Consider the following 14,733-nt stretch of genomic DNA (forward strand, 5'->3'; position numbering starts at 1 on the left):
CCGCAAGCAGCGACCCTACAAATCCAAACTACCTCAGTCGCCGAACTTGATGCCTTGTGCGAGCGGGAGGGAGTCGGAGTAGTTGATCGTCACGGTCTGCCGGCGCATGTAGGCCTTCCAGGCATCGCTGCCGCTCTCACGGCCGCCGCCGGTTTCCTTCTCGCCGCCGAAGGCCCCGCCGATCTCGGCGCCGCTCGTGCCGATGTTGACGTTGGCGATGCCACAGTCGCTGCCGCGCGCGGCCAGGAACTGCTCCGCCTCGCGCAGGTCCGTCGTGAAGATCGCCGAGCTCAGGCCCTGTGGCACGCCGTTCTGCAGGGCGATGGCCTCGTCGAGCGTCTTGTAGCCCATGACGTAGAGGATCGGGGCGAAGGTCTCGTGCTGCACCACCGGCCATTCGTTCCGCGCCTCGGCGATGCAGGGCGTCACGTAGTTGCCCTTGAGCCGCCCGCCGCCGAACAGGATCCTGCCGCCCTGCTTCTTCAGCTCGGCGAGCGCCTTCATCATGTTCTCCACCGCGGCCTCGTCAATGAGCGGGCCGACGAGGTTGCCCGTCTGCAGCGGGCTGCCGATCGGGAGCTGCTTGTAGGCCGTGATGAGTGACTCGGTGAACTTCGCCTTGATGGACTCGTGGACGATGATGCGGCGCGTGCTGGTGCAGCGCTGGCCGGCGGTGCCGACGGCGCCGAAGACGATGGCGCGCTTCGCGAGCTTCAGGTCGGCCGAGGGCGCGACGATGATGGCGTTGTTGCCGCCGAGCTCGAGCAGCGAGCGGCCGAAGCGCTTCGCCACGACCTCGCCGACGCGCCGGCCCATGCGCGTCGAGCCGGTGGCCGACACCAGCGGGATGCGGCGGTCGTTGGTCATGAGCTCGCCGACCGACGGGCCGTCGCCGATGACGAGCGCGAAGATGGCCGGGTCCACGCCGTTGGCGCGGCAGACCTTTTCGGCGATCTTGATGCAGGCGATGGCGGTCAGCGGAGTCTTCTCGGACGGTTTCCAGAGCGTCGCGTCACCGCAGGCCGCCGCGAGGGCGCTGTTCCAGGCCCAGACGGCCACGGGAAAATTGAAGGCCGAGATGATGCCGACGACGCCGAGGGGCTGCCATTGCTCCATCATGCGGTGGCCGGGGCGCTCGGATGCGATGGTCAGGCCGTGCAGCTGGCGCGAGAGGCCCGTGGCAAAGTCGCAGATGTCGATCATCTCCTGCACCTCGCCGCCGCCCTCCGGCAGGATCTTGCCCGCCTCGAGCGAGACGAGCTGGCCGAGCTCGGTCTTCAGGCTGCGCAGGCCGTTGCCCAGCTGGCGGACGACCTCGCCGCGCTTCGGCGCCGGGACATCGCGCCACGCCAGGAAAGCCTTCTGCGCCGCCGCGACCGCCAGTTCATAGTCCTCCGGGGTCGCCTGCCGCACCCGGCCGAGCAGCGAGCCGTCGACCGGCGAATGCTTCGCGAGCACGGCCCCCGAGCCGCCCCACGCGCCGGCGAAGACGCCGGGGTTGGTCGCCTTTTGCGAGAGCCCGAGCTTGGGGAAGATCGCCTTGGCGACGGCCGCGACGGAGGTGGATTTAAAGGCCATGTGGGAGACGGTGATTTTATTTAACCACGGATTTCACGGATTGAAACCGATATATCTGATTCATCCGAAAGTATCCGTGCAATCCGTGGTAAAAAAGAATGGGCACTTACTTGCCATACACGCGGCCGCCCCACCGGGTGGAGAGGAAGCTCTCGAGCGAGACGGATTCCTGCCGCACGAAGCCCGGGCCGAGCTTCTTCTTCGAGAACAGTTCGAGCACGCCCACGATGCCGGCGGCGGTGGTGAGCTGGATGGCGTTGAGCTTCCGGCCGTGGATCGTGTCGCCGTGCATTTTCTTGATGAAGCTGCGCTGCTTCAGGCCGCCGCCGGCCTCGTTGCCGACGACGCTGACATAGAACACCACGACGTCGGACTCGGTGAGCGGCACCTCCTGGTCGAAGATCTGCGTGACCAGCTCCTGGCGCGGCGCGAGGTTCAGGTCCTGCAGGAGGAACTTCATCAGGTCGCGGTGACCCGGGTAGCGCATGGTCTTGTAGTTCAGGTCGCCCACCTTGCCGGCGAAGGTCTGGCACATCGTCGCGACGCCGCCCGAGGTGTTGAAGGCCTCGTATTCGGTGCCGTCGATCGTGATGCGCTCCACGCCGTCGAGCGGCATGGTCGTCACGAGCTTGCCCCCGTGCAGCGCCTCGCCGACCTGGCAGTATTCGTTGATGAGCCCCGCCGTGCTCCAGCTGAGGTAATACTTCATCTGGTTGCTGGCATTGAGCGGCAGCGCGCCGACGCGCATCTCGCAGTTGCGGACGAACTGCAGCGATGACGCGAGCGAGCCGCCCACGATGTTGATGGCGCCCGGTGCGAGCCCGCACTGCGGCATGAACGTGGCCTTGGGCGCCTTCTTCGCGAGCTTCTGGATGAAGGCCGTCGTCTCCACGTCCTCGGTCAGGTCGAAGTAACTGACGCCCGCCTTGGCGCAGGCGCTGGCGATGGCCTTGTTCAGGAAATAGGGCGCGGCGCTGACGATCGCATCCACGCCCTGGACGAAGGCCGCGAGCGACGCGGTCTCCTTGACGTCGACCTGGACAAACCTGGATTTCTTCAGGCCGGTGAGGTCGATGTTCGCGCGGGCGTCCGCGAGCGCGACGCCGGTGCAGAACTTGCAGGACTCGAGGAGGGTGGCGATGGTGCCGCCGACTTTGCCGGCACCGACAATTCCGATTTTCATGAGGAGGGATTTGTCATCCTGAACGAAGTGAAGGATCCAGCGGCATGTTCGCCGGCGCCCATCGTGATGGATTCTTCGCTGCGCTCAGAATGACATGCTGAAGTAAATGGGTTCGTCTTTTGTGGAGGGCCCGCGTCCCTGCGGACCGCGACTTAATGGGCGGCGTGGGCTTCCTGGACCTTGCGCGGATCGACGGCGGCGATGATGGCGCTGACGGCCTTCTGGTTGAAGCCTTTGAAGCCGCCCTTGCGCTCGAGGTTCTCGAGGTGGCTGCCGATGGCGCCGTCCTTGATGAAACCGTCGGCCTGCGCGTTCGTGATCAGGCCCTTTTTCCGCAGCAGCTCGGCGCGCGCCGGGTTGACCGGCCAGCGCTCGCCCTCGGTGAAGGCCTGCTTGAGGAACGGGAAATCGGAGAAGGGCTTCATCGTGACGATGCCCTCCGCCGCGAGCTGCTCCTTGAGCAGCGGGTGGTTGAAGCGCGCCTCGAGGTGGTGCATGCCCGACTGCAGGAAGCTGTCGCCATGGAGGCCGCACCAGAGGCCGACCGTGCCGACCTTCGCCACCTCGGGCAGGCGTTTGGCTGCGTAGTCCTCGTCCACTTCGTCGGGCAGCAGGTCCACGTCGGCAAACACCACGATGCCGACCGCCGGCGTCTCCATCACCTGCGCGCCCCACCCGGCCTCGGCGCCGGCGTAGAAACGCTCGCGCTTCGACAGGCCGAGCTGCTCCATGAACCTCACCAGGCCGGGAAAATGACGGCGCGAGCAGCGGAAGGTGTGGTGATCGTGGTTGGCCCAGCCGAGGCCGAGCAGATCCTGCCGGCGCTTCTGCACGCGGCCGGCGCGGTTGCGCAGCTCCCAGAAGTAGCGTTCCTCGGCGAAATAGAGTTCGCACGCCACGTCCGTGCCGACGAGGTCGAGGCACTGCTGCAACACCTCAAAGGCGTGTTTCTCGCCGTCGTCGTCGTTGGCGAAATCGCGTTTCCGCGTCCGCCACAGCTCGCGGACCCTGAGCACCGCGTCGGCAAAACCGGGGCGCGGCTCGCTGACGATGAACCCGCGGTAGCCGAGCCGCTCGACGGCCTGGAAAAGCGCGCCGTTCTCCTCGCTCACGGCGATGAGGCGATAGCGGGCGCAGGGCGCGCCGATCGGCGTGCCGGTCAGGCCGTGCCGCGCCATGAAGTCGGCCAGGAACTCCGGCCGGATCGCCAGCGAGAGCGGCGCGGCGGCCGGCGTGGCCTTCAGGCTCACGATGACCCGCGGCAGCATGGCGTGCGGGTGGGCCAGCACGGTGTGGAAGGTCGGCACATCCGTCACCTCGGTGACAAAACCCGCGGCGCGGAACGCCGCCTCGTGGTTCTGCGAGACGACAAAATGGTCGGTCCACTCGAAGAATTCGGTGCCGGTCTCGGCGTGCATGCGCGCCGCCAGCCGGGCCGCCGTGGCGTTTTTGGCCAGGAAGGCGTTGATATGGGTCGAGAGCAGCGCCTCGGCCTCGTAGGCGAGCGGCCAGTTGAAATTGTCGGGAGCGTTCAGGGCGGGCATGGCGGGACGGGTTCGGCTTATGACATAAGCCCCGGCCCCCGCCCTGTCCAAGCCTGTTCTACTGGGCCGAAAGGAGTAGATTGGCGGGGATTCCCATCTGAAGGTGGAGCCCGGCCTCCGGACGGGCTTTCAGGACGCGCAAATCCTGAAACCTGCCCGGAGGTCAGGTTCCACCTTGCCGACCGGTTGCGGCGGCTTCTACTGGATGACGCCGCATGATCGCCGCTCCCATTTCCTCCGACCTGTCGTCCCTGGCCGCCCGCCTGACCGGCGAACTGCATTTCGACCGCACGATGCGGGCGCTCTATGCGACCGACGCCTCGGAATACCAGGAGACGCCCGTCGCCGTCGCCCTGCCGAAGACCGAGGCCGACCTGCGCGAGCTCATCGCCTTCGCGAATCAGCACCACATCGGCCTCATCCCGCGTACCGCGGGCACTTCCCTCGCCGGCCAGGTCGTCGGCGGCGGCCTCGTTGTCGACGTCGGCCGGCACCTGAACCGCATCGTGGCCACCGATGCCCAGGCGCGCCGCGTCCGCGTCCAGCCGGGTGTCGTCCGCAACGAGCTCAACCTCGCCCTCAAGCCGCTCGGCCTGTTCTTCACGCCCGAGACCTCCACCGCCAACCGCGCCATGATCGGCGGCATGGTCGGCAACAACTCCTGCGGCGCCAACTCCATCGTCCACGGCACCACCCGCGAGCACCTTGTCTCCACCCGCGGCTTCCTGAGCGACGGCTCGGAGGTCACCTTCGGCCCGCTCACCGCGGCGGAGTTCGCCGCCAAGTGCGCCGGGCCCGCCACCCTCGAGACCAAGATCTACCGCACCGTCCGCGACCTGCTCGGCGACGCGAAAAACCGGCAGCTGATCCGCGACCACTACCCGAAGCCGACCGTCACCCGCCGCAACACCGGCTACGCGCTCGACCGGCTGATGGAGTGCAACGTCTTCGACCCGGCCTCGGCCAAGCCCTTCAATCTCTGCCAGCTGCTCGCCGGCTCCGAGGGCACGCTCTTCCTCGGCGTCGAGTTCGAGCTCAACGTCGAGCCGCTGCCGCCGGCGGGTGCGCTGATGTGCGCCCATTTCCAGACCATCCAGGATTCGCTGCACGCCACGCTCATCGCGATGCGCCACCGGCCGTTCGGCTGCGAGCTGATCGACCGCCACATCCTCGAGTGCACCAAGTCCAACCTCGAGCAGGCGAAGAACCGCTTCTTCGTCCAGGGCGACCCCGGCGCCGTGCTCGTGGTCGAGGTCCGCCTCGAAAAGCGCGAGGCCATCGAGCAGGTCATGGCCACGCTCGAGGGCGAGCTGCGCGCCGCCGGCTTGGGTTACGCCTTCCCCGTGCTCTGGGGCGACGACGCCAACAAGGTCTGGGATCTGCGCCGCGCCGGCCAGGGCCTCATGATGAACGTCCCGGGCGACGCCAAGCCACGCGAGGTCGTCGAGGACACGGCGGTCGCCGTCGAGGACCTGCCGGCCTACATCGCCGAGTTCGACCAATTGATGCGCGAGAAATACGGCATCAGCTCCGTCTATTACGCCCACGCCGGTGCCGGCGAGCTGCACACCCGCCCGCTCTTCGACCTCAAGACGCCCGAGGGCATGAAGTTCTTCCGCGGCATCGCGACCGATGTCGCGCATCTCGTGAAGAAATACCGCGGCTCGCTCTCCGGCGAGCACGGCGACGGCCGCCTGCGCGGCGAGTTCATCCCGTTCATGGTTGGACCCGAGTGCTACGCGATGATGCGCCGCGTGAAAGAGACCTTCGACCCGCGCGGCCTGTTCAATCCCGGCAAGATCATCGACACGCCGCCGATGGACACCTCGCTGCGCCACGTCCCCGACCACCCGACGCCGGAATACAAGACCGTCTTCAACTTCAGCGCCACGCAGGGTGTGCTCCGCGCCGCCGAGAAATGCAACGGTGTCGGCGAGTGCCGCAAAACCCACCTGATGGGTGGCACGATGTGCCCGAGCTTCATGGCGACACGCAACGAGCAGGACACGACCCGCGCCCGCGCCAACATGCTGCGCCACGTCCTGACCGAGGCCCGCGAGGGCATGAACGCCTGGGACAGCGAGCAGGTGAAGGACGTCATGGACCTCTGCCTCTCCTGCAAGGGCTGCAAGTCCGAGTGCCCGTCCAACGTCGACGTCGCCCGCCTCAAGGCCGAGTGGCAGCAGCACTATTACGACGCCAACGGCGTGCCGCTCCGCTCGCGGCTGGTCGCCGGCTTCACGCCGTCCATGCGGCTGGCCTCGCTCTTTCCCGCGCTCTACAACTGGGCCGTCACCGCGCCCGACGTCTCGCGCTGGATCAAGCGCTTCGCCGGCTTCTCTCTGAAGCGCAGCCTGCCGGAGCTGCACGCCACCACGCTCGCCAAATGGCACGCCCAACACGCGAATAAGACCGGTCTCGGCGGTATTCCCGTAGGGTCGTCGCTTGCGACGACCTCGCCGGCCAACCAGGTCGCCGCAAGCGGCGACCCTACACCCAATCCTTTTCCCCACGGCAGGGTCTTCCTCTTCTGCGACGAGTTCACGAACTACAACGACACGCCCATGGGCATCAAGGCCGTGCAGTTGCTGAACAAGCTTGGCTACGAGGTCGTCATCCCGGCGCATGTCGAGAGCGGCCGCGCGCATTTCTCGAAGGGTCTGGTGCGCGACGCGCAGAAGTTCGCCATCCGCAACGTCGAGCTGCTCAAGGATGTCGTCAGCGCGCAAACGCCACTCATCGGCCTCGAGCCGTCGTGCATCCTGGGTTTCCGCGACGAGTATCCCGACCTCATGCCGGACCATCTGCTCGATGCGGCGAAGACGCTCGCGAAGAACGCGCTGCTCATCGACGAGTTCATCGCCCGGGAGGCCGACGCCGGCCGCATCAGCCGCCTCGCCTTCAAACCGCAGATCCGCGCCATCAAGCTGCACGGCCACTGTCACCAGAAGGCGCTGTCGTCGCTGGTGCCGACGGTGAAGATGCTCGAGCTGCCCGCCGGCCACAAGGTGACGCTCATCCCCTCGGGTTGCTGCGGCATGGCCGGCTCGTTCGGCTACGAGGCGGAACATTTCGCCCTCTCCCAGCAGATCGGCGAATTGGTGCTCTTCCCCGCCGTGCGCAGCGCGCCGGAGGACACCCTCGTCGCCGCGCCGGGCACCAGCTGCCGCCACCAGATCAAGGACGCCACCGGCCGCACCGCGCTGCACCCGGTTGAGATCCTGCACGCGGCGCTGGCGTAGGGTCGGCGCTCGCCGCCTGACCGCGGCCGGGCGACCCGCGGCCGCCCTGCACGACCCGGGCATGACAGTGAAAAGCCGGGTTCCTTTCCGGCCGGTTTTCTGTCTTTTTGGGATCAACCGACCATCCCCATGACCACCGACTACGCCGCCCGCCGCGCCCGCATTGCCCCGCACCTCGGCCTGACCGACGAGATCCTGCTCGTCGGCGCCGGCACACCGATCCCGAAGCCCGAGATCAGCGATGCCCTGCTGCCCTTCATCGCCCACCAGGAATACTATTACCTGACGGGCCACGCCGAGGCCACGGGGGGTATCATTGCCTATGACCCGAAATCGGGTTGGACCTCCTTCGTGCCCGAAGTCACCGAGATGGACCGCGTGTGGGAAGGCAAGGAGCAGCTGCCCGGTGAACTGCTCGGCAAATTCCCCGCGTGGCTCGCCGCGCGCAAGGGCCGCAAGGTCGTCGGGCTCGGCGCGCCCGTGGCCGGCGTGATGCCTGACGAGAAGCGCACCGCCGCGGTCCGCGAGGCCTACAAGCACGCCCGCCGGCCGAAGGAGCCGGTCGAGATCGACCTGATGAAACGCTGCGCGGCGGCGGCGGCGGCCGGCTACGCGAAAATCCAGCCGCTGCTCAAACCCGGCGTCAGCGAACGCACGTTGCAGATCGAGCTCGAGGCCGAGTTCTTCCGCCACGGGGCGCAGACCACGGGCTACGATTCCATCGTGGGCGTCGGCGCGCAGAGTGCCGTCTTCCACGGCTCGCCCTCGCCCGACCGCAAAGCGAAGGACGGCGACTTCATCCTGATCGACGCCGGCCCGCAGACCGACCGCTATGTGATCGATGTCACCCGCACCTACGTGGCGGGCAAGCCGTCGGCCTTCCAACGCGACTTCGCGCAGGCCGTGCTCGGGGCGCAGGTCCGCGCCTGCGAGCGCTGTCGGCCCGGCGCGGAATGGAAGGATCTCCACCTCGCCACCGCAGTCGACATGCTGGGCAGCCTCGTCGCGATGGGGGTGATGAAGGGCAACCCGGCCTCGCTCGTCGAACAGGAAGCGCACACGCTGTTCTTCCCGCACGGCCTCGGCCACATGCTCGGCCTCGGCGTGCGCGATGCCGGCGGTCTCGAGCCCGGCCGCACCAAGGACCCGCGCCCCAGCCTCCGCACCCTGCGCATGGACCTCATCCTGCGACCTGGCTACATCGTCACCGTCGAGCCCGGCCTGTATTTCATCCCCGCCATCCTCAACGACCCGGCCCGCCGTGCCAAATACCGCGACGCCGTCAACTGGCCGCTGGCGGAGCAGATGCTCGGCCTCGGCGGCGTCCGCTTCGAGGACAACATCCTCGTGACCGACGGCGCGCCCGTGAACCTGACGGCCGCGATCCCAAAGGGCATCTGATGCCTCAGGCCGCGGGCCGCTTGGACACGAAGAGCCGGGGGAAGAACACCGCGGTGAACAGGCCGAGCACCAGGAGCGCCATCACCACGACGAGTCCGGCCGCCGCCAGCAGCGGCCAGCCCGCCGCGGCCAGCAGGAAGCCGCCGAACAGCCGCGAGTCCTCCGCGTAGCGCGCACGCAGGTCGACGCCCTCGCGCTCCACGTAGTTGGCCGCGTCGTCCACCGCGTCCATGTAGCGGTCATAGGCCGGGCGCAGCACCTCGACGTTGTATTGGTTGGCCTCGGCGATCTTCCCGGCGCGGGCCAGGGCCAGGAACCGGTCCGCCTTGTCGTCATATTCGCGGCCGAAACGGGCCATGGTGGCCACGTGCCGGCTGTCCTTGAGCGACTCCATGGCGCTGATCTCGAACGCGTGCGCCTTGGCGCTGTCGCTGGCGTCTTTCATCTGGTTCAGCAGCGAGGCCCAGGCGGGCTCGTTCTGGGGGTCGGAAATGCGCCGGGCCAGCCGCTGCACGCCGCTCAGCTCGCGCGTCAGGGTGCGGAGATTGTTGATCAGCGGCACGCTGCGGTCGAGGAGCGCGGCATAGCGCTGCTCCATGGAGCGGAGGAAAAGCAGGCTGAGCACGCCCACCAGCAGGTTGGAGGCGAGCAGGGCCAGGATGAGGACGAAACGGAGCCGGCCGAATTGCATGGGGCGGGTGGCGCGGCCCTTGCCTACAGCTTCGGGCATGCCGGTAAAAGAACGAAATGCCGCCGCGCGAAAACACCTCGCCGCTGGCATTGCCGGTGCTAAAACACGGCCATGCCCCTCACCCGCTTTTCCGTCCCGCCACTCCACACCGTCACCCGCTCGCTGGCCGCCGTGGCCATGGGCCGCGAGGCGCCGGATCTCGTCATCACCGGCGGACGCCTGCTCTCCACCTACACCGAGCGGATCCACGCGGACCGCGAGGTCTGGATCAAGTCCGGCCGCATCGCCGTCGTGAAGCCCGCCGGCTCGTTTTCGCCGGCCCCCGGCGCCAAAACCCGGATCTACGACGCGCGCGGCGGCATCCTGGCGCCCGGCCTGGTGGATCCGCACATCCACATCGAGAGCTCGATGATGACGGCCTGCGCCTACGCCGAGGGCGCCCTGCTCAACGGCACCACCACCATCTTCTGCGACAGCCATGAGATCGGCAACGTCTGCGACGCCGCCGGCATCGAGTGGATGCTGCGCGACGCCCGCCAGGCCCCGCTCAACATCTTCCTCACCGTGCCCAGCACCGTGCCGGCCACCTCGCCGCGCTTCGAGACCGCCGGCGGCGACCTGACGCCCGCCAAGATCGGCAAACTTTTCGACAAGTGGCCCGAGGCCGTCGCCCTCGGCGAGAAAATGGACTTCGTGCAGGTGGCCATGGGCGACAAGCGCAGCCACGCCGTCCTCGCCGAGGCGCTCAAGCGCGGCCGCCCCGTCTGCGGCCACATCTACGGCCGCGAGTTCGTGGCCGCCGGCGCCGCCAGCGGTATCTCCGACACCCACGAGGCCATCGACCGCGAGATCTCCAACGACTTCCTCGAGAATGGCGTCTGGGTCTTCCTCCGCGGCGGCCCGCCGACCACGCCGTGGCACTCGCTGCCGCAGGCCATCAAGGCCGTCACCGAGCTCGGCGCCAACCCCAAGCGCGTCTGTGTGTGCACCGACGATCGCGACGCCGACGACCTTTTCCTGTTCGGCCTGGACTGGGTCGTGCGCGAGGCCGTGAAACACGGCATGAAGCCCGTCACCGCCTGGAGCATGGGCTCGCTCCACCCGGCGACGCGCTACGCCCAGGACGGCGACATCGGCGGCCTGGCCCCCGCCCGCCGGGCCGACCTCGTGCTGCTCAACGACGACCTCGTCCCGCAGAACACCTGGTATGGTGGCGAGCTCGTCGTCGAAAACCGCAAGATCACGCCGATCCTGGATAAGGCTCTCTCCAAGCGCTACCGCTACCCCAAGGCCGCCTACGAGACAGTGAAGATCGCACCGAAGCTGAAACTCACGCCCGACCTCCCCGCCGGGCCGGTCACCGCCAACGTGATCCGCACCGCGCTGCCGGGCATCATCCTCTTCCACGAGCAGGTCGTGCTCAACCCCGCGCCGGGCACCACGTGGCCCGACCTCTTCGCGCAGCACGGCCTGTGCTTCGTCACCATCGTCGAGCGGCACGGCAAATCCGGCGAGGTCGCGCACGGCCTCCTCAAGGACTTCAACCTCAAGGAGGGCGCCGTCGGCAGCTCGGTCGGCCACGACGCGCACAACATCATCCTCGCCGGCACCAACGAGGCCGACCTGCAGCTGGCGCTGAAGACCATCAAGGCCATGCGCGGCGGCGTGTGTGTCATCCGCGGCGGCCAGGTCGTCGCCAAGGTCGCGCTGCCGGTCGCCGGCCTGTTGTCCGACAAGCGCGCCACCATCGTCGCCGCCGAGTCCACCGCGCTCAAGGCCGCGTGGACCGCCGCCGGCTGCACGCTGCCCTACATGGGCTTCAACCTCATCCCGCTCTCCGTCATCCCCGAGGTGCGCATCACGGACAAGGGCCTCGTCACGGTGCCGGGCATGCAGCTTCTGCCGCTGTTCGCGCGGCGCTAGCTAGCGGGCGAGCCAGCGCCGCATGCCGCCGGCCACGATCGCCAGCGTCAGCAGCGAGCTCACCGGCATCAGCACCGCCGCGAGCAGCGGGCTCATCCGGCCCGCGACGGCGAGGCCGACGGCCACGAGGTTGTAGGCGACGGAGAACACCAGCAGCCAGCCCTGCGTGCGCCGGCGCGCATCGTTCACCTCGAACAACCGGCGGATGCCGTTCAGCCCGCGGCCGAGGTAATAAAAGTCGGCCTTCCTCTCGAGCACGCCGCGATGAATGACCGGCGTGCCGCGGGCAAACGCGGCGTCAAAGGCAAGGCTGTCGTTGGCGCCGTCGCCCAGCATCAGGGTGTCGCGCCGGTCGGTCTGCCGGATCCACGCCGCCTTTCCCTCCGGCGTAACCTCGGCCCGGCCATGGTCGGCGGGCAGGCCGAGCGCCCGGGTCATCCGGTCCACCTTGGCGCGGCGGTCGCCGCTCAGGATGTGGATGGCGAGCCCGCGCGCCCGGAGCGCCGCGATTTCCGCCCCGGCATCCGCCCGCACCGCGTCGGCAAACCGGAACCGGGCCAGCACCACGCCGTCGCAGGCGAATTCCGTGTCGTGGCCCTCCTCCTCTTTGTAACCTATTGGGTTACGAGTCATCCCCCGCCAGCCGGGCCGGCCGAGCGACCAGCGGCCGTCCGGGGTCTCGAGGATCACGCCGAAGCCGGGTTCTTCGCGCAGTTCGCCGGCCGTCTCGGGTCCGACCGTCAGGTCGAGCGCCAGCAGGTTCTCGTGCAGGCCGCGGCTGACGGGATGCGTGTTGTCCCGCACCAGCGCCATGAGCACGGCGCGCGCCACCGGGGCCAGCGCGGCCAAGGTCGCGGGATTGTTCAGCACCGGCGTCTCCAGCGTCAGCGTGCCGGTCTTGTCGAAGATGATCCGGCGGATGCGCGCCACGCGCGGCCACAGGTCGGATTCGCGGACGAACACCCCGGCGCGGCGCAGCGCCGTCGCGGCCAACTCGTCGGCCAGCGGAAAAGCCAGCCCGATGGCGCACGGACACGACACGACCAGCACGGCCGTGATCACCGACCACGTGCGCACCGGGTCATGCGTGCCCAGCCACCAGCCGAGCCCGGCCGCGCTGGCGGCCGCGAGGATGCCGAGCAGGTAGCCGCGGATGACCCGCTCGAGGAACTGGTGGCGGCTGGCGTCGCGCGCGACCGGCCGCAGCAGCTGCGCGAGCAGCGAACCCTCCCACCCGCGCGCCGCGCACAAGCGGATGTCACCATGCCCGAGATTGACGGCACCCGCCGGCACCCGGGCGCCGGCGCGGCAGTCCCGCGGGTCGGCCTCACCCGAGATCCAGGCCGTGCCGACCGTGGCGGCAGGCGATTCCAGCCGCGCCTCGACGGGCACGACCTGGCCGGGACGCACGGCGAAAATGTCGCCCACCCGCAGGTCGGCGACCGCCCGCTCGGCCGGGCCGGCGGGCGTCTCGACGCGCACCGGCTGGGGACGGTCCGCCGGCGAGAGGAGCCGGCGGCGATTCCGCTCGACGACCGCCACCTGCGCCCAGCGGCCGACGAGCATCAGCAGGATGAACGCCGCGACAAAGTCGAAGTAGACGAACTCCTCCCGGCGGGCCAGCCAGCCGTAGAGCGAGCCGAGGTAGGCACCGGTGATGCCGAGGGCGATGGGCAGGTCGATGTGCATCGTACCCGCGCGCAGCGCCGTGACGGCCCGGCCGAGGAAATACATGCCGCCCGTCAGCAGGCTGAGCGTGGCAAACACCAGCGAGAGCGTGCCAAAGAGCCGCGCATACGGGAACGTCGCCGCCATGCCGAAGTAGGCCGGCAGCGTGAAGAGCATGACGTTCATCGAGAACGCCGCGGCCAGCCCGATGCGTCGCGCCAGCCGCCGGCTCTCCGGCACCGCGGGCTCCTCGCCGGGCGGGCCCGCCAGGTAGTTGAAGGACTGCAACCGCCGCGCGAAGGCCGGCGCGTCAAACACCCCGCGCGTCCATCGCAACCGCATCCGGCCGAGCTGGGCGTCCGTCTCGATATGCAGCGCGCCGGGCTGCTGGTGGAAGACCTTCTCGATGAGCCAGACACAACCCGCGCAGGAAATGCCCTGCACCTCCAGCGTCAGCTCCGGGGTGCCGGGCGCCGCCGCGGCCGCCGCCTGCAGCCGGGCGAGCCACGCGTAGTCGCGCGGCTGGAACACGGCCTCGCCCACCGGGGCCACCACCGTGTCGCGGATCCGGTAATAACCCTCGAGTCCGTGCTCCGCCACGAGCCGGAAAACATAACCGCAGCCCGCGCAGCAGAAGCCGGCGGCCCGCGCCACCTCCCCCGCGAGCGGCGTCCCGCAGTGCCGGCAAAGGTGAACGGGGGCGGCTTGCTCGGCACGCAGTCCACGCACTCGCACCGTCGGGCTCACACCCCCGTTCACCCAATCGTTGGCTGGAAAATTCATGATCAAAAGCAGAGGAAATCGCCCGCGCCGGGCCCGCCCAGGCCGAGGGTTCCGCGCAGCCGCCAGACCAGCAGGGCGGCGACAGCCAGGGCGAGGAGGCCCTGCAGCCGGGCCCGCGTGTGCGGGCCGAGGCGGGCGCGCACCCAGTGGACGTTCGCCTGCGCCAGCCAGAGCAGCGGCACCGTGCCAAGCCCGAACGCGAGCAGCGTCTCGGCACCATGCAGGGCCGAGCCGGACAGCAGCGCCAGCGACAGCAGGAAATAAAGCGGACCGCAGGGCAGCAGCGGCGTGGCCACGCCCAGCGCGGCGGCGGCGCGGACGCGCGACCCCCCGCGCAACCGCGCGAGCAGCGCGGCGTAGGCGCGCCCGAGCAGCGGCCACCGCGGCAGGCGCTGGTCGAGCCGGAACGCGACCGCGACAAAGAAGACCACCAGCAGCCACGGCAGCCAGCGCAACACCCCCCCGCCGAGCAGCGCCAGCGGCCAGCGGCCCACGCCGCCCGCCAGCGCGCCGAGCACCGCGTAACCGGCCAGCCGCGTGAGATGATAGACCGAGGCCACAACCTGTGGGTCGGTGTCGTCCCGCGCCGCCGGCATGAGGGCGCAGGCCAGCGGCCCGCACATCCCGGCGCAGTGCAGGCTCGTGACCAGCCCGGCGAGAAACGCCGTGCCCGGCCCGGTGATGCCGGCGAGTTCCGCGGTCATGGCCGGCCTTCCTTGG

The 14,733-nt window shown here is 69.0% G+C and carries 9 protein-coding genes; 3 read left to right on the top strand and 6 right to left on the bottom strand.

Annotated features, from left to right (window positions below):
• Nucleotides 1–33: 33 nt before the first annotated feature.
• The 3 genes from BLU29_RS03600 to BLU29_RS03610 form a co-directional block, all read right to left on the bottom strand.
• A complete protein-coding gene (locus BLU29_RS03600; protein ID WP_091055210.1) occupies nucleotides 34–1,578 on the bottom strand; it encodes an aldehyde dehydrogenase family protein in 1,545 nt (514 codons plus the stop codon).
• Between the two features lie 106 nt (nucleotides 1,579–1,684).
• A complete protein-coding gene (locus BLU29_RS03605; RefSeq protein ID WP_091055211.1) occupies nucleotides 1,685–2,761 on the bottom strand; it encodes a saccharopine dehydrogenase NADP-binding domain-containing protein in 1,077 nt (358 codons plus the stop codon).
• Between the two features lie 152 nt (nucleotides 2,762–2,913).
• Nucleotides 2,914–4,305 carry a hypothetical protein gene (locus tag BLU29_RS03610; RefSeq protein WP_091055213.1) on the bottom strand — a complete coding sequence of 464 codons (1,392 nt, stop codon included), beginning with the start codon at nucleotides 4,303–4,305 and terminating at the stop codon, nucleotides 2,914–2,916.
• A 215-nt stretch (nucleotides 4,306–4,520) separates the two neighbouring features.
• On the opposite strand from BLU29_RS03610, the gene BLU29_RS03615 reads away from it, so the two are divergent.
• On the top strand, nucleotides 4,521–7,547 hold the full coding sequence (locus BLU29_RS03615; protein ID WP_091055215.1) for an FAD-binding and (Fe-S)-binding domain-containing protein: 3,027 nt from the start codon (nucleotides 4,521–4,523) through the stop codon (nucleotides 7,545–7,547).
• A 129-nt stretch (nucleotides 7,548–7,676) separates the two neighbouring features.
• Nucleotides 7,677–8,948 (top strand): M24 family metallopeptidase, encoded by a 1,272-nt coding sequence (locus tag BLU29_RS03620; RefSeq protein WP_091055217.1) that lies wholly within the window; start codon nucleotides 7,677–7,679, stop codon nucleotides 8,946–8,948.
• A 4-nt stretch (nucleotides 8,949–8,952) separates the two neighbouring features.
• Here BLU29_RS03620 and BLU29_RS03625 read toward each other — a convergent pair whose 3' ends face one another.
• Nucleotides 8,953–9,678 carry an MCP four helix bundle domain-containing protein gene (locus BLU29_RS03625; RefSeq protein WP_157693602.1) on the bottom strand — a complete coding sequence of 242 codons (726 nt, stop codon included), beginning with the start codon at nucleotides 9,676–9,678 and terminating at the stop codon, nucleotides 8,953–8,955.
• A 72-nt stretch (nucleotides 9,679–9,750) separates the two neighbouring features.
• Between BLU29_RS03625 and BLU29_RS03630 the strand changes: the two genes are divergently transcribed.
• Nucleotides 9,751–11,562, top strand: a complete 1,812-nt coding sequence (locus BLU29_RS03630; RefSeq protein WP_091055221.1) for an adenine deaminase C-terminal domain-containing protein — start codon at nucleotides 9,751–9,753, stop codon at nucleotides 11,560–11,562.
• Here BLU29_RS03630 and BLU29_RS03635 read toward each other — a convergent pair whose 3' ends face one another.
• A complete protein-coding gene (locus BLU29_RS03635; protein WP_091055222.1) occupies nucleotides 11,563–14,013 on the bottom strand; it encodes a heavy metal translocating P-type ATPase metal-binding domain-containing protein in 2,451 nt (816 codons plus the stop codon).
• A 2-nt stretch (nucleotides 14,014–14,015) separates the two neighbouring features.
• Complete coding sequence (locus BLU29_RS03640; protein WP_091055224.1) at nucleotides 14,016–14,717, bottom strand: sulfite exporter TauE/SafE family protein; 702 nt, start codon at nucleotides 14,715–14,717, stop codon at nucleotides 14,016–14,018.
• Nucleotides 14,718–14,733 lie beyond the last annotated feature (16 nt).

The organism is Opitutus sp. GAS368 (assembly GCF_900104925.1).
GTDB lineage: Bacteria > Verrucomicrobiota > Verrucomicrobiia > Opitutales > Opitutaceae > Lacunisphaera.

Coding starts and splice junctions, on each gene's coding strand:
- BLU29_RS03635 (WP_091055222.1), bottom strand. CDS start 14,013: ATGAATTTTCCAGCCAACGATTGGGTGAACGGGGGTGTGAGCCCGACG.
- BLU29_RS03620 (WP_091055217.1), top strand. CDS start 7,677: ATGACCACCGACTACGCCGCCCGCCGCGCCCGCATTGCCCCGCACCTC.
- BLU29_RS03610 (WP_091055213.1), bottom strand. CDS start 4,305: ATGCCCGCCCTGAACGCTCCCGACAATTTCAACTGGCCGCTCGCCTAC.
- BLU29_RS03640 (WP_091055224.1), bottom strand. CDS start 14,717: ATGACCGCGGAACTCGCCGGCATCACCGGGCCGGGCACGGCGTTTCTC.
- BLU29_RS03625 (WP_157693602.1), bottom strand. CDS start 9,678: ATGCCCGAAGCTGTAGGCAAGGGCCGCGCCACCCGCCCCATGCAATTC.
- BLU29_RS03630 (WP_091055221.1), top strand. CDS start 9,751: ATGCCCCTCACCCGCTTTTCCGTCCCGCCACTCCACACCGTCACCCGC.
- BLU29_RS03615 (WP_091055215.1), top strand. CDS start 4,521: ATGATCGCCGCTCCCATTTCCTCCGACCTGTCGTCCCTGGCCGCCCGC.
- BLU29_RS03600 (WP_091055210.1), bottom strand. CDS start 1,578: ATGGCCTTTAAATCCACCTCCGTCGCGGCCGTCGCCAAGGCGATCTTC.
- BLU29_RS03605 (WP_091055211.1), bottom strand. CDS start 2,761: ATGAAAATCGGAATTGTCGGTGCCGGCAAAGTCGGCGGCACCATCGCC.